The 23,313-nt window shown below is 45.4% G+C and carries 20 protein-coding genes; 6 read left to right on the top strand and 14 right to left on the bottom strand.

Annotated features, from left to right (window positions below; all coding sequences use genetic code 11):
• Positions 1–229: 229 nt before the first annotated feature.
• The 6 genes from AAV90_RS04360 to AAV90_RS04335 all read right to left on the bottom strand — a co-directional run bounded on the left by AAV90_RS04360 (position 230) and on the right by AAV90_RS04335 (position 4,513).
• Complete coding sequence (locus AAV90_RS04360; RefSeq protein WP_046496257.1) at positions 230–505, bottom strand: DUF4342 domain-containing protein; 276 nt, start codon at positions 503–505, stop codon at positions 230–232.
• 298 nt (positions 506–803) lie between these two features.
• Entirely contained in the window at positions 804–1,394 is a 591-nt protein-coding gene (gene yedF / locus AAV90_RS04355) for a sulfurtransferase-like selenium metabolism protein YedF (protein ID WP_046496255.1), read from the bottom strand.
• Positions 1,395–1,591: 197 nt separating this feature from the next.
• On the bottom strand, positions 1,592–2,608 hold the full coding sequence (locus AAV90_RS04350) for a ketopantoate reductase family protein (protein ID WP_242847481.1): 1,017 nt from the start codon (positions 2,606–2,608) through the stop codon (positions 1,592–1,594).
• A 263-nt stretch (positions 2,609–2,871) separates the two neighbouring features.
• Positions 2,872–3,084, bottom strand: coding sequence for a biotin/lipoyl-containing protein (locus tag AAV90_RS04345; protein ID WP_046496252.1), 213 nt, complete (start codon positions 3,082–3,084; stop codon positions 2,872–2,874).
• Positions 3,085–3,145: 61 nt separating this feature from the next.
• Positions 3,146–4,258 (bottom strand): sodium ion-translocating decarboxylase subunit beta, encoded by a 1,113-nt coding sequence (locus AAV90_RS04340; protein WP_046496250.1) that lies wholly within the window; start codon positions 4,256–4,258, stop codon positions 3,146–3,148.
• 114 nt (positions 4,259–4,372) lie between these two features.
• Positions 4,373–4,513: a hypothetical protein gene (locus AAV90_RS04335; protein WP_046496247.1), complete on the bottom strand. Its 141-nt coding sequence runs from the start codon at positions 4,511–4,513 to the stop codon at positions 4,373–4,375.
• Positions 4,514–4,860: 347 nt separating this feature from the next.
• Here AAV90_RS04335 and AAV90_RS04330 point away from each other — a divergent pair, with 347 nt between their 5' ends.
• Entirely contained in the window at positions 4,861–6,474 is a 1,614-nt protein-coding gene (locus AAV90_RS04330; RefSeq protein ID WP_046496245.1) for an acyl-CoA carboxylase subunit beta, read from the top strand.
• Positions 6,475–6,605: 131 nt separating this feature from the next.
• Here AAV90_RS04330 and AAV90_RS04325 read toward each other — a convergent pair whose 3' ends face one another.
• The 3 genes from AAV90_RS04325 to AAV90_RS04315 all read right to left on the bottom strand — a co-directional run bounded on the left by AAV90_RS04325 (position 6,606) and on the right by AAV90_RS04315 (position 10,435).
• A complete protein-coding gene (locus AAV90_RS04325) occupies positions 6,606–7,565 on the bottom strand; it encodes a L,D-transpeptidase family protein (protein ID WP_052729600.1) in 960 nt (319 codons plus the stop codon).
• Between the two features lie 152 nt (positions 7,566–7,717).
• Complete coding sequence (locus AAV90_RS04320; protein WP_046496243.1) at positions 7,718–8,278, bottom strand: nitroreductase family protein; 561 nt, start codon at positions 8,276–8,278, stop codon at positions 7,718–7,720.
• 93 nt (positions 8,279–8,371) lie between these two features.
• A complete protein-coding gene (locus AAV90_RS04315; protein WP_046496241.1) occupies positions 8,372–10,435 on the bottom strand; it encodes a thioredoxin domain-containing protein in 2,064 nt (687 codons plus the stop codon).
• A gap of 651 nt (positions 10,436–11,086) precedes the next feature.
• On the opposite strand from AAV90_RS04315, the gene AAV90_RS04310 reads away from it, so the two are divergent.
• The 3 genes from AAV90_RS04310 (at position 11,087) to AAV90_RS04300 (ending at position 13,526) form a co-directional block, all read left to right on the top strand.
• Positions 11,087–12,805: a methyl-accepting chemotaxis protein gene (locus AAV90_RS04310; protein WP_046496239.1), complete on the top strand. Its 1,719-nt coding sequence runs from the start codon at positions 11,087–11,089 to the stop codon at positions 12,803–12,805.
• A 261-nt stretch (positions 12,806–13,066) separates the two neighbouring features.
• Positions 13,067–13,255 carry a hypothetical protein gene (locus AAV90_RS04305; RefSeq protein ID WP_046496237.1) on the top strand — a complete coding sequence of 63 codons (189 nt, stop codon included), beginning with the start codon at positions 13,067–13,069 and terminating at the stop codon, positions 13,253–13,255.
• A 25-nt stretch (positions 13,256–13,280) separates the two neighbouring features.
• Positions 13,281–13,526: a spore coat protein gene (locus AAV90_RS04300; protein WP_046496357.1), complete on the top strand. Its 246-nt coding sequence runs from the start codon at positions 13,281–13,283 to the stop codon at positions 13,524–13,526.
• 43 nt (positions 13,527–13,569) lie between these two features.
• On the opposite strand, the gene AAV90_RS04295 is transcribed toward AAV90_RS04300, so the two are convergent.
• From AAV90_RS04295 to AAV90_RS04280, 4 genes are all read right to left on the bottom strand, one after another.
• Complete coding sequence (locus AAV90_RS04295; protein ID WP_046496235.1) at positions 13,570–14,364, bottom strand: ABC transporter permease; 795 nt, start codon at positions 14,362–14,364, stop codon at positions 13,570–13,572.
• Positions 14,365–14,380: 16 nt separating this feature from the next.
• Positions 14,381–15,025, bottom strand: coding sequence for an ABC transporter ATP-binding protein (locus AAV90_RS04290; RefSeq protein ID WP_052729599.1), 645 nt, complete (start codon positions 15,023–15,025; stop codon positions 14,381–14,383).
• Between the two features lie 490 nt (positions 15,026–15,515).
• Positions 15,516–17,096: a DEAD/DEAH box helicase gene (locus tag AAV90_RS04285; protein ID WP_052729598.1), complete on the bottom strand. Its 1,581-nt coding sequence runs from the start codon at positions 17,094–17,096 to the stop codon at positions 15,516–15,518.
• A 309-nt stretch (positions 17,097–17,405) separates the two neighbouring features.
• A complete protein-coding gene (locus AAV90_RS04280; RefSeq protein WP_046496233.1) occupies positions 17,406–18,764 on the bottom strand; it encodes an acetyl-CoA hydrolase/transferase family protein in 1,359 nt (452 codons plus the stop codon).
• A 319-nt stretch (positions 18,765–19,083) separates the two neighbouring features.
• On the opposite strand from AAV90_RS04280, the gene AAV90_RS14005 reads away from it, so the two are divergent.
• Both AAV90_RS14005 and AAV90_RS04270 read left to right on the top strand, forming a co-directional pair.
• Positions 19,084–20,160 (top strand): VanW family protein, encoded by a 1,077-nt coding sequence (locus tag AAV90_RS14005; RefSeq protein WP_052729597.1) that lies wholly within the window; start codon positions 19,084–19,086, stop codon positions 20,158–20,160.
• Positions 20,161–20,283: 123 nt separating this feature from the next.
• Complete coding sequence (locus tag AAV90_RS04270; protein WP_046496232.1) at positions 20,284–21,306, top strand: glycosyltransferase family 4 protein; 1,023 nt, start codon at positions 20,284–20,286, stop codon at positions 21,304–21,306.
• Between the two features lie 45 nt (positions 21,307–21,351).
• Here the strand turns inward: AAV90_RS04270 and AAV90_RS04265 are convergent, their stop codons facing one another.
• Positions 21,352–23,031, bottom strand: coding sequence for an ATP-binding protein (locus tag AAV90_RS04265; RefSeq protein ID WP_052729596.1), 1,680 nt, complete (start codon positions 23,029–23,031; stop codon positions 21,352–21,354).
• Between the last annotated feature and the right edge of the window lie 282 nt (positions 23,032–23,313).

The raw sequence follows: 23,313 nt of genomic DNA, 5'->3' as shown, positions 1-23,313 counted from the left end.
AAAATTAAGGTGCCACCTTAATAGCGACCGCTAGGGAGCATCAGTAGTGCCTGAAGGTGCCACCTTAATAGCGACCGTTAGGGAGCATCAGTAGTGCCTGAAGGTGCCACCTTAATAGCGACCGTTAGGGAGCATCTGTAGTCCCCGCAGGTTCCGCCTCACCCCTTACCTCTCACTTTTGCAAATAGTGTTATCGTCCGGTCTTGAAAAGATGGGCTGCTTTGCTTTATTACCCATCATCGCGTATTACCTGTATTTTTACTCTGGTCAGCAAACCGGTGACAGCCACCAATCCAACCAATAGCGGCAATAGGTAGGTTAGAACCGCACCCACTGCTACTCCTGCGGTAAGAGGAATTTCTAACAATAAATCACCATTCATCTTGCGGATAATCAGACGCCTGACATTACCCTCCTGGATAAGTTCCTTTACACGTTCAGCAAGTCCTTCAACTGCTATCTCAATCTCTTCGGCCCAGCTACTGCCTTGATTTTTCCACTTCATAATCCAACCCTCCATTTGTCATATTCATTTAATACTTTTCCCATATATACCTAGATTATTTAAGTATCGTTACGAGGTTACAAATGTGGCTATTTATGCAGCCAAGGTTAAATAATGGAACGAACTTACACTAGCTGTCAATCGATTCCAATGATCCGATCATGGCCAATTATAAAAACTAGGGATTTCTGGAGGTTCTTCCCCAACCTTTCCTGGTTGAAGATATTTGCCGGGTCATTAATAGAGTACTAAAGGGAACACCCCCAGACCCTTGTTAGGATACCTAGCCGGACTTAGGTTATAACGTAATCACTTTGCAGGCATGCAGGATTTTTTCCGTAATCGTATACATATTGGAAACAGATCCCACCATTAATTTATCCCTGACATTATAATAATCCAGACAGGTACCGCAAGACAGGACTTCAATTCCATTGTTGCTTAACACCTGGATATGGTCTGCTAGCTCCGAACCGGCCGTATTTAAAAGTACGCCGCTGTTCATAAAGATCACGCATTGTATTTCCCCTTCCATTTGGGTCAGGGTGTATAGAAAACTTTTCATTAAAAGTGACCCCAGCTTGTCATCACCGTTCCCTAAAACATTGCTGCCTATAAGGATAACCGTATTTCCCTCTAATATTTCCTTATCATCATCTTTTTCAGCCAGCCCTTCCTCTTTATAAATTCTGATATAATACTGGCCCTCTTTTTCATCGACCATGCTTTCAAGATTTAAAGTTTTAACCATCCGCACCACGTTCTCCAGGGCGGTGGGGTTGTCCACGATTGTTAAAATCTCGTTTATTTCATGGCTATCCAGGGCTTTTTTAGTCAGAACCACCGGTTGGGGACAGCTTAATCCCCGCGCATCGACAACTTTTTTCATTCGTTAATCAACTCCTTTAAATGTATTATCCCCCCATGGCCACAGATCACAACCACAAAATGTAAGGGGCAAGGGGTGAAACAAAACCTTCGTTTACCAGCGGAAGTAAAGCATCCGCTGCGGTGTTTAGTAGTTTTTCATAAATCGGCTATATCTTTTAAATCGTTTTAATCGGGTTATCTGTGTCTATTCTCTCACTAACCCCGCATGGCTTTGGCTCTTAAGGCTTCTTTCGCCTTAAGCAGGGAAACAATCACCTCGTTAACCGGAGTTGGTACTCCGCAGGCTCTCCCCAAATTAATTACTGCGCCGTTTAAAGCATCAATTTCAGTGCGGCGTCCCCTTTGAATATCCTGCAGCATGGAAGCATGGTGCAGAACGGTGGGAGGTATCATTTGACTATAAAACGCCTCTATATACTCCTGGGCATCCGCCCAGGGAGTTTTTTGTCCCCTGGCCTCTAAAACCGCAAATATCTCTTTGATAATCTCATCCATTAAGGACTTGGAATCATAATTGGCCGCCAGTTGACCATAGGGTACTTCCAGGATGGCCCCCAAGGGATTCAAGGCTGAATTATATATGATCTTAGCCCAAACGTATTGCATTACTTGCGCAGATGCTCGGGTAGGAATGCCGGCTGCATTAAACACCTGGGCTAAATCCTCCAGGATGCGCAGGTCGATTAATTGGTCGGGGGAACCCAGCAACACATCATCAGCAATAACCGTCACCCGGGAATGACCCCACTTAACTGTTTCGGCGCCAAATATAACCCTGCCCAGAACAATCCTGTCGGCAGCAATATATTCGGAGGCGGCTTCATAGTTGCCGTATCCGTTTTGGGCCAACAGCAGATAGGTATTCGGCCCGATAAGATCTTGGATCTGCCTGCATATCTCACCGGTTTCGTATGATTTTACAGTCAGAATGACCATATCAAACTGCTCGTCCTGCAACTCGGCCGCATTGGTCACCAGCAGATCCAGACGGGCCTCATGTTCGCCCCATATACCTTCAACCTTTACGCCCTGCTCGTTTATAGCTGCGATAACCGGCTCCAGATCCAGACCAATAATCTCATGCCCTCTGTTTTTTAATAAACAGGAATAAACCGTCCCCAATGCGCCCAGCCCTAACACCAGAATCCTCAATTTACTTCCGCCTTTCCCACCAGACAGTGTGATGATACTCTTAAGTTTAAAATACTGCACCGATAATCTCAAATAAATAATCACATATTAAAAAGCTGCGCTTTGAAAAGCCGCTTGGCGTGTTTTTTCCCCGCTTTTACAGATTGCGAAATTTACATTGTCATAAAAAACCGCTTAAAAGCTGAATCTGATCTTCAACTTCCAAGCGGTTTTTCGCCCAGTTTCATTTAAATACGGAACTTAAAATGCGGTTGAGGTAAAACAGCTTAGCTTAATCAAAGCCAATCCAAATAGTATCTGCTTAATCCAACCGATAGGTTGTCTTATTCGAGAACCAGAATAACTTCCGATTCTGCTATCTGCTGACCTACTTTAACCTTGATTTCCTTTACAACTCCATCCGCAGGTGCAAACACTGGATTCTCCATTTTCATTGCTTCCAGAATGATAACTTCATCATCTTCAGCTACCTTCTGTCCTTCTTGTACCAGAATCTCCAATACCTTTCCTGCCATCGGGCTTTCCAAAGCTGCCATGATCGTTTCCTCCTTTAGTCTATTAGTCTATTATAATTTTAATCAGGCCTGTTATAATGACCTATTTTAACACACTTAAAAACATTCCGGCTGCAACTGCAGTGCCAATAACACCTGCTACGTTAGGCCCCATAGCATGCATTAGCAAATAGTTCTTTTTGTCAGCTTCCGAACCGACTTTATGGGCAACCCTGGCTGCCATAGGCACGGCCGACACCCCCGCTGCCCCAATTAAAGGATTGATTTTTTCCTTTAAGAAAAGGTTCATAAACTTGGCCAGCAATACCCCGCAGGCAGTGGCACAAGCAAAAGCTACAATACCTAAAATAAATACGAAGATAACCTTGGGTGTTAAGAATACCTCGGCCGACATAGTGGCCCCGACTGATACCCCCAGGAAAATGGTAACGATGTTCATTAACTCGTTTTGGGCAGCATTGCTCAAGCGATCTGCTACTCCCGATTCCCTTAACAGGTTGCCTAAACAAAACATACCCATCAAAGACGCAGCATCCGGCACAATAAGAATTACAATGATAGCGGTAATGATGGGAAAAAATATTTTCTCCAGCTTGGATACCTTGCGCAGAGACTTCATGCGGATCTTGCGTTCTTCTTCGGTAGTAAGCAGTTTCATGACAGGCGGCTGTATCACAGGTACCAAGGCCATATACGAATAGGCTGCAACTGCACACACCCCCATCATCTCAGGGGCCAGCTTGGAAGCTAGAAAGATCGTGGTGGGCCCGTCAGCACCGCCGATAATTCCGACAACCGCTGCCTGGGATACGGAAAAGCCCAGTGCCAGTGCGCCAAGAAAGGCAATATATACTCCTCCCTGGGCTCCGGCACCCAACAACAATGTCTTGGGATTAGCTATAACCGGTCCAAAATCAGTCATGGCCCCAATACCCAGAAAAATCAAGGGAGGTATTACTGCCCATTCTTCTCCATAGTGGTAAAAACGCCAAAGCAGTCCTTCCCCAGGGGTCATAATCTCCGAGGGAAGATTTACCAAGAGAATACCGAAAGCAATAGGCAATAATAATAAAGGTTCATACTCCTTTTTAATAGCCAGGTAGATAAATAGAAAAGCAATGAGCCACATTACAACGTTGCCCCAGTAAAGGCTCCCAATGCCCATGGTTGACCACATATTGGTTAAAAACTCCATATTCTTCTATTACCCCCTTAGGTATAATTTTGCTTATTTTTTGCGTTGCTGCGAAGGATAGTTGACTTATTAACCTGGCTTTAGGGTGATATCTGTATAATATTTTTTTCTAAATTACTGATCCGTTTTCGACTGAGCCTTGTTCTCCAGGAAAATGGCCAGCTTGGAGCTTAAGGTGACCATAAGCTGTAAGAAAATCATAACTAGAAATACTCCGGTAATTCCTGATAGTAATACTAGCAATGGCAATGACATAAATTCACCGCCTTTCCATAATGTATTTTGATTTTGTCCGTTGGCAATATTACCAGCAAGTATGCCCCATAATGGTTTTAAATAGCAATAATACTGTTTTATATCCTTTATATCACTTGCAAGGAAACTTCACTACCTGTATACTTAACGTTAAGTAAAATATCGTTTTTTGTCAATATACTTTTTACGGTTGGCTTCGGATTTGCTCAAATAATCCGTTCATGATTTAATTATGGTTAATGAAAGCAGGTGGTATGTTTTTCCAGCAAACAATGGTTACAGCTACGTTTAATACCTGTAACTCCTTTTTTATCCTTAACGAACAAAAAATATAGGAAGGTGATTCTGTGGTAAACCCCAACCAAACTAATGAAACCAATTCTGAACCAGGTACCGAAAAACTTCGCCCCGAGCTGGCCGAAGTTATTAAACGTCACTCCTATGGTCTGGATGAAAACCGCCCTGACGCAGTAGCCAAGCGAGAGAAAAGCAACCAGCGTACTGCCCGCACCAATATTTATGATCTATGTGATGATGACAGTTTTATCGAATACGGGGCATTAACTATCGCCGCACAACGTCAGCGGCGTTCTGTCGATGACCTTATTGAAAGAACCCCAGCTGATGGTTTGATTACTGGCGTGGGCACAATCAACAGTAACCAATTTGGGGAAGAGAAAGCCCGTTGTTTTGTGATGGCATATGATTACACAGTTTTAGCCGGCACCCAGGGATTTTTTAACCACAAAAAAATGGATCGCATGCTGAAACTGGCCCACGAACAACACCTGCCTCTGGTTTTCTTCGGCGAGGGCGGCGGAGGAAGACCGGGGGATGTTGATGCTACCGGAGTTATGATCTCTGGCCTGGACTTGTCCACTTTTGGGTTATTCGGTGGTCTTAGCGGCAAAGTTCCCATGGTAGGTATCTTGTCAGGCGTATGCTTTGCGGGCAATGCTGCTTTAATGGGTTGCTGCGATGTGATTATCGCCACTAAAAACTCCAATATCGGCATGGGCGGACCGGTAATGATCGAAGGCGGAGGTCTGGGTTCATTTACCCCGGAAGAAGTCGGCCCTATGGATGTGCAGACTAAAAACGGCGTAGTGGATATTCTCGTTGAAGATGATGCCGAGGCGGTAGCCGTTGCCCGCCAATACCTATCGTATTTTCAAGGGTCTACAACTGAATGGCAGGTCAAGGATCAAAAGGCATTACGTAATTTGATCCCGGAAAACCGGCGCCGGGTCTATAACGTCCGCAAAGTAATTGAAACCTTGGCAGATGAAGGTTCTTTCCTGGAATTAAGACGTGATTTTGGCTGCGGTATGATTACAGGTTTCATTCGTATCGAAGGCAAGCCTTTTGGTTTAATTGCCAATAACTGTATGCACATGGGCGGAGCTATAGAAGCTGAGGGGGCTGACAAAGCGGCTCGTTTGATGCAGATTTGTGAAGCGCATGGTTTGCCGGTTCTTTCCCTTATCGACACCCCGGGGTTCATGGTCGGCCCTGATATAGAAGAACGTGCTCAGGTACGCCATGTATGCCGTATGTTCGTAATAGGCTCCCATCTTACTGTCCCATATTTCTCCGTTGCGTTACGGCGCGGCTATGGTCTGGGAGCAATGGCTATGGCCAGAGGCGGTTTTCATGAATCCTTCTTTACGGCGGCCTGGCCAACAGGTGAATTCGGAGCCATGGGGCTGGAAGGCGCGGTTAAGAGCGGTTACCGAAAGGAGCTTAACGCGGTTGAAGATCCTCAGGAACGTGAAGCCCTGTATAATAAACTGGTAGATCAATTATATGCTAGAGGTAAAGCGGTCAACATGGCTTCTTATCTGGAAATAGACTCCGTTATCGATCCTGCGGACACCCGCCGCTGGATTCTGCGAGGTCTGAAATCAGCAGCGGCTCGTGATGAGGCCAATGCTAAACATGCCTATGTTGATACCTGGTAAGATGTAGTTCGACGTAGTTGCTCTAAAAGCTACCAAAACTCTAATTAAAAAAGCAGGCCTGTAACCGCTGCATGGTTCGGGCCTGCTTGATTATTCTCGATATTTTTAAAACGTTTAGACTTTTCTTCGGCTTATTTAATCATTCCTAAAGACCGGTAGGTAGCTTCATCGGCTATGCCGGTCGGTTCTAAGCCATGCCAGATCTGGTAATATTTTACCGCCAATTCAGTCATGCTACCAAAGCGTCCATCGGCCCTGTCAAAAATAATACCTACTTCCTTCAGTCGGCTTTGCAGGTAGACAACATTTTGCCCGCTCTGCTTCTTTTTCAACGGACGTCCGTTGAAGTTCTTGGGAAAGATCTGACCGTTCTCCACAATCTTAACCGTTGTGCCCACCGGTATACGGGGATAGAGATCCTCGACATCCCGGTTGCGCATACGGATACAGCCGTGTGACATGGAGGCACCTATCGAATACGGTTTGTCGGTTCCGTGGATACCGTAGATTCCCCAGGGAACGTTAAGCCCCATCCACCGGGTTCCAAAACCATTGCCCCATCCCATTCCCTTATTTACAACTTTCCATTCTCCCAGGGGAGACGGGGTTTTCCATTTACCTACTCCAACCGGATATTCTTTGATCAATTCCCGATCATGGAATACCTTTAAATTATGTTTTCCAATATCTATTTCTATCATAACTTTCGGTTGGTTTTTCGTTGCTTCGGTTAAGCAGGATGTGTCCGGTTCATCATACATCAAACATTCCCATTCCGATTTAGATACAACGCCATTCGTCTTTAGATGATGGGCCAACTGGAAAAGCCTTACCACTTCACTCGTTTTCAAGTCATACCTGCCATTCGGTACTATTTCATAGCCAAGATCCCTTAACCGCGCCTGCACCATCCAAACAGCCTCACCTTCCAGGCAAGGCTCCCCTACGTACAGAACCGGATAATCGGTATTATCAACCCGAATGGGTGGGGTCGATGGCTGGTTTGATTCAGACCGCGCTTCGATTTGGTTTGAAACCAGAAGAAAAAAACAGATACTGACAATAATAATAATTAAGGGTTTACGTACCACAGATCTACCTCCTCATGTTTTTTGAGAATTCTTCTAATCTGTCAGTACATATTTTCCCCAAAAATTCAAAAAGCATTTATGGTTTTTCAGGTTGGCCACTTTATTTGTACAAGACAAGGCGAAGTTTTAAACACTTCATGCCTCGCCGACTTCTATATGAAGTCCGGCTTCTGTCCATATTTTTCCGCATGCACGAAGCTCTCCAGATCTTTTCTGGGAGGAGCGTTTACTTCTTTGGCCGGAAATCCTACCGGGATTATCTCAACTGAACCAATATCCTCGGGCAGTTCCAATAGCCGGTCAACCCCCTGGTGATTGAAACTGCCAATATGTACGGTTCCCAGCCCCAGGTCGTGTGCAGCCAGACAAAGATTTTGACAGGCAATTCCCAGATCAAACATAAACCAGTCACCTTTGTCGGTCTGCATTACCCCTTTTTTGGCCCCGGATATCCCTTTTTTACCGCATAAAACCATTACTACCGGGGCCTCCATAATTCCTTTGGCACCCGGATTATTATCAGAAAGCAGTTTGACCAGGCTTTCCTTAACCGGGGTTTCCTTCACCACAACGACTTCCCAGCATTGGGTATTGGCCCAGGAAGGTGACCAGCGAACCGCTTCCAGCAGCTCACTAATCATCTCGTTTGTTACGGGTTGCCCGGTAAAACGCCGGATACTTCGGCGGCTTTTAATACAATCCCTCGTTTCCATTCTATTACCTCCCTATTTCCTTGCAGTTTAAGTTGGTACGTGCCTCATCAACGCCTGTAGCTAGCCAATGGGAAATCTCTGACGTTACCATTATTATAGCACACGCTCTGCCCGGTCAGATCGTTGGTCATATTCTAACAACTTGTCAAACCCCACCAACGGCTCGCGGCAGGAATAATTTTCACAAATATAAGTAGTTGTCAGGCCATTTACGCTGTGCATGGGCTGCAGATACTGAGCCTTCCCCCCCCACTCCTGGTTAATCTTTTCGTCCTTTAAGACGATCAGGGTATTGGGATCAAAGCGTGAATTTAGGTAATTTAAAATATCCACGGTATCGGCGTTGTCTGAATTACCGGCGACCACCACTTCACGTCCGGGAAAAATCTGGTAAGAAACTGCGACCAGCCAAAAGGAATGCGCCACGGGATTTTCCAGGATGCTGCCGGTAAAATAATCCAGGGTTTTTTGTGCCTTATCCTCCAGATCAACGTTGCCGCTTAGCCGAGCCAGCCTTAAAAAGTTAAATGCTGCCACCGCATTGTCTGAAGGCAGTGCACCATCGTAATGTTCCTTGGGACGGCTTAACAGCTGCTCTCCGTCTAAACCATAGAAAAACAAGCCCGCACTTTGCTCATCCCAGAAATATTTTATAAGCTCATCGTTTAGAGCCAACGCCGCCAAAAGGTTTTTATTATTAAATCCGGCTAGGTAGAGCTCAATCAGTCCCCAGATAAGGTAAGTATAATCCGCTGCGTAAGCCGGATATTCAGCCCTTCCAGCGCGATAACTGGCCAACAGCCTGCCATCCGTACGGCGCAGATTAGCAAGAATAAAATCAACCGCATTTTGTGCCGCGCTCAGATAGGTATCATCTTTCAGGATGCGTGCGCCCATGGCCAGCGCTGCTACCATCAACCCATTCCAGCCGGTTAATATCTTGTCATCCTTTAGAGGTTTGATTCTTTTTTCGCGCTGGTCAAATAGTTTCCGGCGAGCTTCTTTAAATTCAGTTCCTTTATTAAGGAAGTCAGTGGTATGGGTTAGATTAGGGATATTCTTGTTTTCAAAATTGCCATCGCGGCTGATATCATAAGCTTTAAAATAGCGTTGTGCCGATTCATCACCCAGTACTTTTTCTATTTCCTCCCGGGTCCACAGGTAAAACTTGCCTTCTTCCCCTTCGGAATCAGCATCTTCCGCCGAATAGAAGCCTCCTTGCGGGTCGGTCATGTCTCTTAGAACATAAATAAAAATCTCCCGCGCCACCCGGGCGTAGAATTCTTCCCCACTGAGCTGATAGGCCTCCAAATAAGCCATAGCCAAAAGAGCGTTGTCATACAGCATTTTTTCAAAATGAGGCACCAACCACCTGCGATCAGTTGAATAACGGGCAAAGCCAAAACCGATATGGTCATAAATTCCCCCTCGGTACATCTTCTGCAGGGTTATTTTTACCATGTCCAGTGCTTTATCTTCTTGTTGAAAATAATAGTAGCGCATGAGAAACAACAGGGTATGCGGTGAAGGAAACTTAGGCGCCGACCCAAAGCCTCCCCACTGATCGTCAAATATACGGCAGTAGTATTCAAACGCCTGGTCAAGCACCCCCTGGGTAAGTGGGGAACCCTTAACTTTACGGTCGGTTTCCTTAAGGGACAGGCTGATCTGTTTAGCTGAATCCAGTAGAGAATTACGTTCATTTTCCCAGAGTTCGGCAACCCGAGGCAATAATTGCAACAACCCCGGTAGCCCGGCCCGCTGGTTGCGCGGCAGATAGGTAGCTGCATAAAAAGGCCTTTTGTCGGCATCCATAATAACCGTAAGTGGCCACCCCCCGCTGCCGGTTAAGGCCTGGCAGACCGTCATATATATATTATCTATGTCAGGCCGTTCCTCCCGATCCACCTTTATGGAAATAAAGTGCCGGTTCAGCAGTTCGGCTACCTCTTCATCCTCAAAAGACTCCTGAGCCATAACATGGCACCAGTGACAAGTCGAATAGCCGATGCTTAAAAAAATGGGTTTTTCCTCTTCTTGAGCCGCTTTAAAAGCTTCCTCGTTCCAGGGATACCAGTTTACCGGATTTTTGGCATGCTGTAGAAGGTAGGGGGATTTTTCATTTGCCAATCTGTTAGACACTGTTGTATTTTCCATCTTTTCACCTCATATCATGTTTGATGCCTTAGACAATAATATTCCCCAAACGGCTAAATAAAAATTATAGACCCGATTTACATTTTGGGTCGTTATCGCTGCAGAAATTCAAATAATGTTCTTCAAACATCTTGACAGAACAGGTGTTCCTATTATACTATGTTTTTAGAACTTGTGTTCTAAAATTTCGGAAAGCGGTGGGATTATGTTTACAGGTTTTACTAAAAAAGAGTTTATTCAAACCATGCTGGTTTCTATATCGACAGTTATTATTGGTTATTTTTCCATGGTGGGGGTAATACTTTTGTTCTCATGATAACGTCCTCAAAAACCGTGCCCTTTATAACACATCAGGGATTCCTGTTGGGTAACCTGCAGCATTTTTATAAAGTTGTTTTATTTTAAAATTACTACTAATACCTCTCTAAACCATACCTTTCATGATTAATTGCCATTATTAATTGAATATTTAATCTCGACTAAAAATTAACCATATTTCCTCTTAAGCAGTAAATGTTGCCATGTTAATAAATTCTGGTATAATCGAAAATAAGTAATTATCTAGAAAATTAAGGACTACTATATATAATATAAAACTAGAATCATTAGGGGAACAGGCAGATGTTTGTATAGGGAGAGGGGATAAATTAATTGAATTTTCTGAATAAGTTTGAACTACTGGCTCGCCGTATCAATGTAAAGTTTCGTTTGATCATTGCGTTTACCCTGATATTGATGTTAGTTACTGGAGTCATGGGTATTTACGCCACATCGATTATGTCCCAGAAGATCTTGACAGCATCTCATCAGAAATTAAAATCTGACCTAGCTCTGGGTAAAGAGATTATTAACGAGCAGTACCCCGGAGACTGGCATATACAAAATGGTAAGCTATATAAAGGCTCGACCCTGATTGAAAATAATTACCAGATTATTGATTTAATCGGCAAGAGCACCGGTGATAATGTTACGATATTTTGTGGGGATACCCGCGTAGCTACCAACGTTACTAAAAATGGGCAGCGTCAGGTTGGCACCCAGGCTTCCGCCCAGGTCGTGCAAACCGTCTTAAAACAGGGACAAACTTATATAGGCCGGGCTGATGTCGTAGGGGTATGGAATGAAACTGCCTATGAGCCTATAAAAGATGCGGCCGGTAATATTATCGGTATCTGGTTTGTGGGAGTACCGTCTACACCCTATGATGATATGGTTAACCATTTTCGTTGGAGTATGATTGGTTACTCTGGAGTTGGCATATTAGTTGGATTTCTAGCGGCGGTTCTGATTGCATATACAGTCCATGCACCGCTTAGAAGGATTAACCAAGGAATCGAGCGGGCCAGCGAAGGTGATCTTAGCATTATGATTCCTCAAAAGAGCGATGATGAATTAGGCAGGCTGGCTAACCGCGTAAATAAGATGATGGCCAAAATGGCGGAACTAATTGGCAAGACCCAGCATTTAATATCCACGATAGTACAGTCCAATACGCTCTTGTTAAATAACTCCCAAAACTGTTCTGCCATGATGCAGAATATGACAGATCTTTCCGGTATCATGAGTGCCAATGCTGGCAACCAGGCTGATATGACCAATCAATCCCGCCAGGCTATTAATGAAATGTCAGCCGCAGTTCAACAACTGGCTCAAAATGCGCAGGAAGTTGCTTCGTCAGCTTTGACTGCTCACAACAAAGCCGAGAATGGCCAGCGACAGGTCGGTGATGCCATTGAACAGATTGGGGTTATCAACCAGACGGTTAATACTACCGCCGGTATCGTTGCAGATTTGGGCAATAAATCTCAGGAAGTCGGCCAGATTGTAGATCTCATTACCAGTATCGCCGACCAAACTAATTTGTTGGCCTTAAACGCCGCCATTGAAGCAGCCCGAGCCGGAGAACAGGGACGTGGTTTTGCGGTGGTGGCTGAGGAAGTACGCAAGCTGGCCGAAGAATCAGGTGAGGCCGCCAAACGTATTGCCATTTTGATTAATGAAGTACAATACGAAGCCAACCGAGCCGTATCGGCTATGCAGGATGGAACCAGAGAGGTCAGTCATGGCACTAAGATTGTTGCCAGTACTGGTGATGCCTTTGAACAGATTATTCAAGCCTTCAGCACAGTCAATCAGCAGGTGCAAGAGATGTCGGCCGCCAGTCAGGAAATGGCAGCCAGTGCTGAAACTGCCCTGTATTCGATTCAGCAAACCTATACGGCTGCCGATCAGAATGCTGCTGACGCTCAAAACGTTAAGTCAGTAGCGACCGAGCAGATGGCGAAGATGCAGGAAGTAGCAGCTTCCGTGGAAAAAATGACCGAAATAATTGATGAATTAAATGTAGCCATTGCCTATTTCACAGTTTAAATATTATAGACGCAGATAACGAATTTACGCTGATTTTGCTTTTAAATTGTTTTTATTATCGGGGATAGTCTGCGTCACCCTTCGGGTACTGCCGATGCTCCCCGCCACTAAACACAAAGTGCCGGGGAGCTATTTATGTTGCTGTGTTAATAATATTAAAATCTGCGCTATTATAACTCCTTGCCTGGATAAATTTTCCGATCATATTTTCTATTATTTAGTTCATCCTAAAAATGAAGTTTAAAACCAGGAAAGGAGTTAATGATAGTGACGGTTAACCAAATGGAACTGCAGAACCTCAGACATTTAATCGGCAGTCATGCTAATGCCGAAAAGAAACTCCGTTTTTATGCTCAGCAATGCCAGGATGCCCAAATAAAACAGATGTTTGAGCAGGGCGCCCAATCAGCCGTTAATACCCGCAACAAACTGATGTCATTTTTAACGTAAGGAGTGAATAATTTTGCCACAGATTATGCAGGATAAAGAAATGGTTAATGATATACTCTCCATGACCAAAAGCAGCCTGACCACCTATGCAAACTTTATTGGTGAAACGGCAAATCCGCAGTTGCGTTCAACTATTCAACAGATCAGAAATTCCGATGAACAGTTCCAATATCAACTTTTTCAGCTAGCCGAACAAAAGGGCTTTTATAAGCCTGCTGCCCAGGCCGACCATTCTGACATACAGACTGTTAAATCACAGGTAGGCCAATAACGCCTGGCTATGAACGAGCCGGGGCTTTAATAAAAGCTCCGGCTTAATTTTTGCGCATCTGTTCCACGATCGCCATATCGTCTGTAAAGATTTTTTTATAATACAAACCGACCATGAGCAGACAGCCTATAGCTACGGCAGCGGTCATCATAACCATGACCACAAATTGATAGCGCACCGCACTATGGGGGTTCATTCCCGCCAATATTTGTCCGGTCATCATTCCCGGAAGGCTTACCAGCCCTACCACCATCAAAGCATTAATAGTTGGTGTCATACCTGCTTTAACAGCCGTTTGCATATCGGTTTTTATTGCTTCCCAAGGTGAAGCCCCCAGACATAATAGCTGTTCCACCTGATCTATATGCCCATTGATTTCTGCCAGCATACGATCTAAAGAAAGAGCAATACCGTTCATAGAATTACCGAGTATCATGCCAAAAATAGGGATCATAACCTGAGCTGAATATAAAGGTTGAGGACTTATAATCAGCATCACCACAATCAGACCTACGATAAAGGTCGAGGCGGTTAAGGCTAAAAATGACAACAGCATGGGGTTATCCGGGGCTTTGTGAATCCTTCTGGTGGACTCACGGGCAGCTATATAACATTGCAAGAGCAAAATGGGTATTATGATATACAGCTTATTGACGGCAAAAATAAAGGTAAGGGCGTAACCGATTATCGTAAGCTGCAGAAAAGCCCGTATAGTTCCCCATAATAAAGATTTCAGCAATCCCAGTTTCAAAAGTGTGGCGATCCCGCCGGTTATCAACACCAGAATGACACTGAAAATTAGCTGGGTATTGGATATTTGAATATATGAATAATCCATCTTAACACCCCTTGTTTTATAAATCCAAAAACTTTACCTGGTTAAACCCTTTAATATCCTCCTGTTTATGGGATACGATCACCAAGGCCCGCTGGTCTTTTTCCACCAGCCAGGTTTTAAGTAAATTAATTACCTGCCCGGCGCTAGAATCATCAAGGTAAGCCGTAGGTTCGTCCAAAAGCAGGATGTTAGGCTGTACCAAGAGGGATCTGATCAGGGCGATGCGGGCAGCTTCTCCTCCAGACAAAGTTGAGGCCGATTGTGGTAAGATTGCTGTGGATAATCCTACCGCTTCCAGGTAACTTGAGGCTTGATCCTGAGAATAATTAATTTGGGGAGGGCTGCAGTTTAGGTTAAAGGGCAATCGTAAATTATCCTGTACACTCCCGGCAAAAACGACTGGTTTTTGGGATAAATACTGAATCTCCCGACGCCATTTTTGCGGGGGTATTTGTCGATAGGCTTCTCCTTTATAGAACATATTTCCGGTATCTGGAGCCAGCAAGCGCGCCAGAATTTTTAAAAGGGTGGACTTTCCCGAACCGGAAGGCCCCCGTACAGCCAGGGTCTCATTCTCTGACAGTGAACCTGATGCCTGCAAAAAATAATCGTCCCGCTCGAAACGACGGGTGAGATCCTTGAATTCCATTAGTAACTGCATATTCCTCTCCCCTTTCTCTTTATTTACCTATGGGAGCATTTTATTATTATCCCAATTTTTTAAAAAAATGATGTTTTCATAACCTCTCTGGCCCGGCGGGTTTTTAGAACCCAGAATTAATAAACAAGTGCCATAAGCACTTGTTTAAATTTGTATTTGAGAGTTTTGCATAATTAACTCTTTCCAAAAAGACGATCAATATATAGTAGCCTCAGGAATATGAGAGAGCTATATATTGTGCTTTCCAAAGCATCTTTTGTTGTTTTTTGAATTATGCAATATCTTAATTTCATTATACTACCAACCCCTCATGCCCGCAGGGTACAAACACACATGAAAATGGTTACGTGCTGGCAAATGGGGAAGCTTTAGTTTCCCACCGGAAGCTATAGCTTCCGCTGCATCGGAGCTGCAAAGGCCTTCCCTGCAAATTGTCGGGGCAAAATTTAGGCTGCCGCATTTATCTGTGTCTATTTTTCATTAACCGAACTTAGTTGGCCCTTTTATTACGATCGGTTTTGGGCAGGCCTAAGCGGGAACGGTTGTTTTTACGTTTACTCTCATATTTTTTGAATGCTTCGTAAACCTCATCTATCTTTGTCACAGGCACTTCCACATAAGTGGTATTACTCTGAATCTCGATATCCCCTACCTGCCTGGGGGTCAGCGAAGTATTTGCGGTCAGGAATTCTACCAGCCGCCGTGGATGCATGCCCTGCATTTTTCCTACCGGTAATTCTACATGAGCCGTGTCGGCATTAATGATTTCAACCTCAGCCAATTCCAAGGCCGGCTCCCCATCCGCCAGCAGTTTTAGTGCAGCTGCCAACATAGTATGCGGATCGTTTTGTTGAATCAATTCACCGGCAATACTTTGATAGATACTCAAATCCCCGTGACTTGCTTCCATTAGCCGGGTGGTAAGCAATCTCTGTCTGCTTGCCATGGCATCCTTCAGGGAGGGGAGGGAGCGGCGGCAGATTTTTTTACCGATGTGATGCTCGATAACCCTTAGTTGTTTGATCTGCCGGGGCTCCACCATTGTGATGGCAACCCCGTCCCGACCAGCCCTTCCGGTTCTGCCAATTCTATGCACATAGCTGTCCGGATCCTCGGGGATATCAAAATTAAACACATGGGTTACCATATCAATATCGAGCCCCCGGGCGGCCAGGTCGGTTGCTACCAGTATGGAGATATGTCCTTTGCGGAAACGTTCCATTACGCTGTCCCGTTCGCGCTGAGACATATCACCGTGCAGGGCATCCGCAGCATAGCCCCGATGGTTAAGAGCCCCGGCCAATTGATCTACACCCTTTTTGGTTCGGCAGAATATCAAGCTAACCGAAGGACGATCTACATCGATGATACGACATATGGTTTCAATTTTATGGCGAGGGCTGACCTCATAATAATATTGCTCGGTTAGAGGTACGGTCAGCTCCGGTGATTCTACCACTATAAGTTCAGGATCAACCATGAATTTTCTGCCCAGTATTTGAATATCTTCGTCCAAAGTCGCAGAAAAAAGAAAGGTTTGGCGCTCCTTAGGACATTGCTCCAGGATTTTTTCTATATCAGGCAAAAATCCCATGTCCAGCATTTCGTCTGCCTCATCCAGAACCACAAAAGAAAGTTGGGCAAGATTTATATTACCACGCTCCATATGATCCATCAGTCGTCCCGGAGTCCCGACTATCATTTCCGGCTTTCGGCTTAAAGCCCTGATTTGCAGTTCCATGGATTGCCCGCCATAAACAGCCATAGCCTTTAGATTCATGCCTCTGCCCAGGGAGTTTATTTCCCCGGCCACCTGCACAGCCAATTCCCGGGTAGGACAGACTACCAATCCCTGTAATCCACCACCTGGAACCATATTGTTCAACATCGGTATCCCAAATGCGGCCGTCTTACCCGTACCGGTCTGCGCCTGTCCCATAACATCCCGTCCGGCCAGTGCCGAGGGAATAGACAGAATCTGTATTGGAGTCGGTTTTTCAAATCCTTTGGTTGCTATCGTTTGCAGCAATCTGGGCTTAAGTCCCATGCTATTGAATGTATGGGTATGCAAAAATGTTTTCCTCCTTTGATTGAGCGTAACTATATATTAAAATGGCGGTAGATGAGTTCTCATTGCCCGGTGGACGAATAAATAAGCAGAGATTTAAGCCACGGTTTAAATCCTTATTACCGCATTAACGCAATTCTAATAATTATACCATATAGTTGCGATGCTTGCGGTTAATTAACATTTCCAATCAGTAGATTATATATTGTACTCATGATCATTATGCAAGTTAAGTGCCGGTTGATTTAATCTCGTTTATAAAATCAGCTTCTTTTGAGTTCCAAAAAAGCAATATAAAATATAAGGGCTTATTTATTCAATTTTATTGCTTCTGCGCCATATTTTCATAGCCGCTGCTGCTTGGACCAATTCATCTCTGAACTGTGGATGGGCAATGCTTATTAACAGTTCTGCCCTCTGCCAGGTCGATTTGCCTTTCAGCTGTACCTTGCCGTACTCTGTAGCCAGATAGTCAATGAAGGTACGGGCAGTGGTAACGATACTTCCGGGCGGTAGGGTCGGCACGATTCGAGATTTAATCCGGCCCTCTTTGTCGGTATAGCAGCTGTTCAGGCACAGAAAACTCTTGCCGCCCCGGGAATGCCAAGCACCGTTAATAAAATCGAGTTGTCCTCCGGTACCCGATATTTGGCGGGGACCATTGCTTTCCGAACAGGCCTGGCTGAAAAGATCTACCATTACGGTATTATTGATGGAAATAAAATTATCATTTAAGGCAATTATACGGGAATTATTAGTATAACGGCCGCAGTGACTAGCCATCAATGGATTTTCATGCATAAAATCATACATCTCCCGCGAACCTAGGGAAAAGGTGAAGGCCATTTTGCAGCGATCCGTTGTTTTATATTTGTTGGTGACAATCCCGGTTTCAAATAGTTTTACCATTGAATCAACGAATATTTCGGTATGAATACCCAGATCCTTAAGATCTGATTCACAGAGCAGGTCTCCCAGTAGGTTAGGCAGAGCCCCAATACCTAGCTGCAGGCAGGCCCGGTCTGGAATTTCCGGCAGCAGTAACTCGGCTATCGCTTTATCAGCTGCCGAGGCTTCACGCGCAGGCGGCAAAACCGACAAAGGCGTATGGCTGCTTTCTATTATATAATCTACCATGGATATATGTATGGAATCCTCCGATCCGCCCGGCACCCGGGGCATATTCTCATTCACTTCCAATATAACCGTATTCGCACCCAGACAGGATTCCAGACTGTTCACATTGGCCAGACCAAATGAAAAAAATCCATGTTCATCCATGGGACTGACCTTTTGAACATAAATATCGTAGGGAAACAGATCACTGGCGATTATATCCTGCAGTTGCCCGAATTGAACCGGATTATAATACATTAGGTTCTGATCGTGTAATTTGCGGTCGATTCCATCGAAAAACCAACTATTGGAGATAAAATGCTCCTTACTGGGATCAACCCAGGGACTATTACTGCTGCCGGGAACATTGCCCGCCGACTGCGTTATCTGTACATCCCAGAGTTCCTCTTTGCGTTGAGCCAGAGCCAGATCAAAATCGACCGGCCGTCCTAAAAAAACCGCATAAAGAAGCTTGTCCCCGCTATTAACTAATCCCGCTGCCTTTTCAGCACTAATCAGTTTTTCCTGATACTCTTGATGGTATGTTCTGGCCAAAGTAATTCCTCCTTTTAAAAAAGCCGCTGCTTATTAAAATACCGGGCAGAAAATAAAAATACGATTTGAATGTACGATCCAGCTGATTCCGGTTCCGATACCCTGTTACTATTATTAGTTTAGCGTTTCCTATAAGATATTTCCATCTATGCAGGCTGCTGGCGTTTTTATTTCTACCTTATCAGTAATCAATTCCTATCTCCGGGCATATGAATATAGCAGCAGCTGACCCGAAAAGATCCAGTCTTTGTGGCTGATTGTCTCCATCTGTCTTGCAGGGTTGGCTGCAATTTCAAGCTAAGGAGTGGAGTAGATAATCGTGCGTATTTTAACTTTTTTAGTTTCTTTAATTTTAATGGTATGCCTGCTTGGGTTCTCAAATTCATCTGCCTATGGGCAGGACGTTGCCAATGGCATTGATGCCTTGAACAGCCACCCTCCTATCCGACTGATTGTTGATGGAGCAGAGGCTAATCCAGAAGAAAACACTCTCCAATTAGTCTCGGGTCGTGCCGTTATTTCCCTGCCAACCGCGCAGACCATCTTCCCCTGCCAGAGTGAATGGGGAACGGCAGGCGAACTCGTTTTGATATGCGAAGGAAAGCGTATCCAGCTTTTCCCCGCTCAAGATATCATGCTGGTCAACTCCTTACCTCAGGAGCTTGAAATAGCTCCTTTTACAGCTGCGGACGGCACCCTGTTTTTGCCCCTGCGCTCGCTTGCAGAAATCCTGGATTACACAGTGATATATGATGAAGCCGGACGCTGTGTGTATCTTAACAGTCCCGGTTATGAGCCGCTGGCCCCGGGGCAGCCAATCCCTGCCCAACCAGCCGTTACGGTTGATTATAATTCTTTGCCCACCTGGGGAAATATACTTACCGTACCTGGATTGACTGAATTATGGAAAGGAGAATCTGTCATAACGGGTTATTTTACCCGTCTGATTGATAAATCGCCCGGAAGAACAACAAATGTTTTGTTATCATCATCCAAAATAAACAATACGGTGTTGCCTCCGGGTGGGGTGTTCTCCTTTAACCAAACCGTTGGGCCTCGCACTGCTCAAAGCGGCTACCGGGATGCCAAAATATTTGCCGGTCAAAAAGTGGTCACAGGTATAGGGGGAGGCATATGCCAGACCTCCAGCACCATCTATAATGCAGTCCTGGAAGCGGGCCTGCAGGTTCTGGAACGCTATCCCCATTCCATGCGGGTGGCATATGCACCTCCGGGGCGGGATGCTACCATCTCCTGGGGCAGTGCTGATTTTAAATTCCGAAACAATCAAGACTTTCCTATTAAACTAATGTTAAAGGTAGAGGGAGGCTATGTATTTGCAGCAATGGTCAAGGCAGAACCCGAAAAGCAGGCATCCATACCTTCCAACCTTTAATACACCCAATAATCGCTCGGTATAGAAAAACTGTTTTTTGGCAAAAGTATAGACAACACCTGGGGTTAGTATCCCATAACGTTTGGGCAAGCCGGGGATTATCAGGAAAGGAATAATTGATAGATGAAAATAGCACTTCTCTCCCCCATCGCCTGGCGAACCCCACCCCTGCATTACGGGCCCTGGGAAACGATTGTATCCATGCTGGCGGAAGGTTTAACCCAAAAGGGGCTTCAGGTTACCCTTTTTGCAACCGGCGATTCCTACACCAGCGGCCATTTGGAATGGGTCTGTCCGCATGCCTATGAAGAAGATCGGGATTTGGATCCTAAAGTATGGGAGTGCCTGCATATTGCGCATCTTTTTGAGAGTGCGCATAAATTTGATATAATCCATAACAATTATGATTTTTTGCCGCTTTCATACAGCCGTTTAGTTAAAACCCCGCTCGTTACCACCATCCATGGTTTTTCTTCACCACGTATCATTCCGGTTTATCGCAGATATAACGGTTATACCCACTATGTGTCCATCAGTTATGCCGACCGTCATCCCGAACTTGATTATATAGCCAATGTTTACCACGGCATAGATCTTGATAAATTCACCTTTCAGCCTGAGACCGGTTCATATCTGCTCTATTTGGGGCGTATCCATCGGGACAAGGGCACGGCGGAAGCCATTGAAATAGCCCGCCGCTGCGGCATGCCTTTATTGATAGCCGGGATAATACAAGATCAGGACTACTATAATCATTTTGTGGCCCCACATCTTGAAGAAGATAAAATTGTTTATTTGGGATCAGTCGGCCCTGAACAAAGAAATAAGCTCTTGGGAGGAGCCTATGCCTTGCTGCATCCCATAAATTTTAACGAGCCTTTCGGGCTTAGTGTTATAGAAGCCCAGGCCTGCGGCACCCCGGTCATAGCTTTCCCCCGCGGCTCCATGCCGGAAGTTATTCAGGACGGTATGAGCGGATTCCTGGTAGAAGATGTTAACGCAGCCGTTAATCGACTCGCCAGCATCAGCCTGCTCCAACGCATCGATTGCCGCCGCTGGGTAGAAAAAAACTTCAGCCAGGAACATATGGTTGAAGAATATATTAAAGTTTATCAAATGATACTTGAACAGAAAAAACACCCCTAAGCTGCCCCCCGCAAACCGGTATTCCGGGGAGCAGCCGGGAAGGATTCAGCTTACATGCCTGAATCTATCCGCCGCCGCAATAAAAATTAGCGGATCACCGGAGGAGACCACATCATCCTGAACCACATTGACTGCCATTACATAGCCGCTCTGCTCAGCCTGAACTTCGTATTCCATCTTCATCGCTTCCATTACAACAACAATCTGCCCTTCAGTCACCAGATCCCCGACATTTACAGCGATATCAACGATTCGCCCCAACACCGGGGCTTTAAGCGCAACTGTCCCCTCAGGAGCTGTCGAAGGGTTGGAGGCAGAAAAATCCTCGACCGGCCTGTCAGCAGATACCAGTTCACTGGCATTTTCTTCTATAAAGCGGGTATGGTAATTATTTTCAAGCATCTCCGGCCTGCGTAATAGGTTAAGCAGGAAAGGGATATTGGTTTCAATACCTTCAATCTTAAATTCTTGCAGAGCCCGGTAGGCCTTCGTGACCACGTCCTGATAATGCGGTGAGCGTGAAGTAACGATTAATTTAGCCAACAACGAATCAAAAGCCGGATTGTTGGTGTAACCATTGTAACCATATCCATCTACCCTGATCCCCGGTCCCGAGGGTATCTCGTAGCTATTCAAGGTACCGGTCGTTGGATTGGCGAGGCCGGTTGAATCAATTGTTTCCATATTGATACGCAGTTGCATTGCATAACAGCGAGGTCGGGGAACGTCATCTGTTAAGCCGAGTTCTGCCAGTGATTTTCCGGCGGCAATCTCAATCTGCGCTCTAACCAGATCAATCCCGGTTATTTCTTCAGTTATAGTATGCTCAACTTGCAGGCGGGGATTGACTTCCATAAAAGCGAATAACGCTTCGTCCCCGCCGTTTCCTTCCAACAAAAACTCAATAGTGCCCAGGCTGAGGAAATGGGCCTCCTGAGCCAGACGTAGGGCAGCAGTGGTAATCTTGTCCCGGAGCTGCGGCGTTAAGGCCTTAGACGGGGCCACTTCAATGATTTTCTGACTACGCCGCTGCATGGTACAATCGCGTTCGCCTAAGTGTATCACCTGCTTACCATCGCCGATAACCTGAACTTCAATATGCCTGGGTTGGCGAATAAGCTTTTCGATATATACATCACCCAGGCCAAATGCCGAACGGGCTTCCGATTGACAACGGGCATAGGCTTCATCAAGATCAGCCAATTTATAGACCGGCCGCATGCCTCGTCCACCGCCACCCAGGGTGGCTTTAATCATTACAGACGCATCTCTGCCAAGCGTTAAGAAGAATTCCCTGGCTTCCTCGAGACTCACCGGCCCTGCACTTCCGGGGAGCAAAGGTACCCCACACCGCTTAGCAAATGAACGGGCCGCGGTTTTATCTCCAAACAGTTCCAGCAGGTCGGGCCTCGGTCCGATAAAGGTTAATCCTTCTTCTGCACAGCGTCGGGCAAAAGTTGCATTTTCACTTAAGAATCCGTAGCCGGGATGAATCGCATCACAGTTTGTGTCCTTGGCAGCAATTATAATCTGTTCCAGATCCAGGTAGGCTCCTGCTCCCCTGCCTGTTAAAGCATAACTCCGGTCGGCTATCCGCCGGTGCAAAGAACGATCATCATCAGCCGAATACACGGCTACGGCCCCCAGACCCAGATCAGCTGCGGCCCGGGCAATACGAATCGCTATCTCCCCCCGGTTGGCGATCAGTATATTTTTCATTCTCATTTCCTCCCCTCCTTGTCTAAAGGTCACGCAAAATAACACATCAATTTTATTTCCTGCTTTATTAATGATCTTTCTTGTAACGTCTAAAATTCTTTAAACGCCTGCCACACCACCCCCCTTTAATTAGATTGGATTTCTCACTGCTGGCAGGCACTTGCTGCCCAATAATAGCCGGATCCGATATTTAGGATAATTTGCTAATAGAAAAAAAAGGTATTTTACTTACCGTTAAGTAAAATTATAGTGTCATCTCCACCGATCGTCAATTTAAATAATTCAACG

The organism is Syntrophomonas zehnderi OL-4 (assembly GCF_000983115.1).
In the GTDB taxonomy this organism is placed as follows: domain Bacteria; phylum Bacillota; class Syntrophomonadia; order Syntrophomonadales; family Syntrophomonadaceae; genus Syntrophomonas_B; species Syntrophomonas_B zehnderi.
This window is presented reverse-complemented; position numbering and strand designations above follow the sequence as displayed.

Coding starts and splice junctions, on each gene's coding strand:
- AAV90_RS04360 (WP_046496257.1), bottom strand. CDS start 505: ATGAAGTGGAAAAATCAAGGCAGTAGCTGGGCCGAAGAGATTGAGATA.
- AAV90_RS04265 (WP_052729596.1), bottom strand. CDS start 23,031: ATGAGAATGAAAAATATACTGATCGCCAACCGGGGGGAGATAGCGATT.
- AAV90_RS04320 (WP_046496243.1), bottom strand. CDS start 8,278: ATGGAAACGAGGGATTGTATTAAAAGCCGCCGAAGTATCCGGCGTTTT.
- AAV90_RS04270 (WP_046496232.1), top strand. CDS start 20,284: ATGAAAATAGCACTTCTCTCCCCCATCGCCTGGCGAACCCCACCCCTG.
- AAV90_RS04295 (WP_046496235.1), bottom strand. CDS start 14,364: ATGGATTATTCATATATTCAAATATCCAATACCCAGCTAATTTTCAGT.
- AAV90_RS04315 (WP_046496241.1), bottom strand. CDS start 10,435: ATGGAAAATACAACAGTGTCTAACAGATTGGCAAATGAAAAATCCCCC.
- AAV90_RS04305 (WP_046496237.1), top strand. CDS start 13,067: ATGATAGTGACGGTTAACCAAATGGAACTGCAGAACCTCAGACATTTA.
- AAV90_RS04290 (WP_052729599.1), bottom strand. CDS start 15,025: ATGCAGTTACTAATGGAATTCAAGGATCTCACCCGTCGTTTCGAGCGG.
- AAV90_RS04335 (WP_046496247.1), bottom strand. CDS start 4,513: ATGTCATTGCCATTGCTAGTATTACTATCAGGAATTACCGGAGTATTT.
- AAV90_RS04345 (WP_046496252.1), bottom strand. CDS start 3,084: ATGGCAGCTTTGGAAAGCCCGATGGCAGGAAAGGTATTGGAGATTCTG.
- AAV90_RS04300 (WP_046496357.1), top strand. CDS start 13,281: ATGCAGGATAAAGAAATGGTTAATGATATACTCTCCATGACCAAAAGC.
- yedF (WP_046496255.1), bottom strand. CDS start 1,394: ATGAAAAAAGTTGTCGATGCGCGGGGATTAAGCTGTCCCCAACCGGTG.
- AAV90_RS04340 (WP_046496250.1), bottom strand. CDS start 4,258: ATGGAGTTTTTAACCAATATGTGGTCAACCATGGGCATTGGGAGCCTT.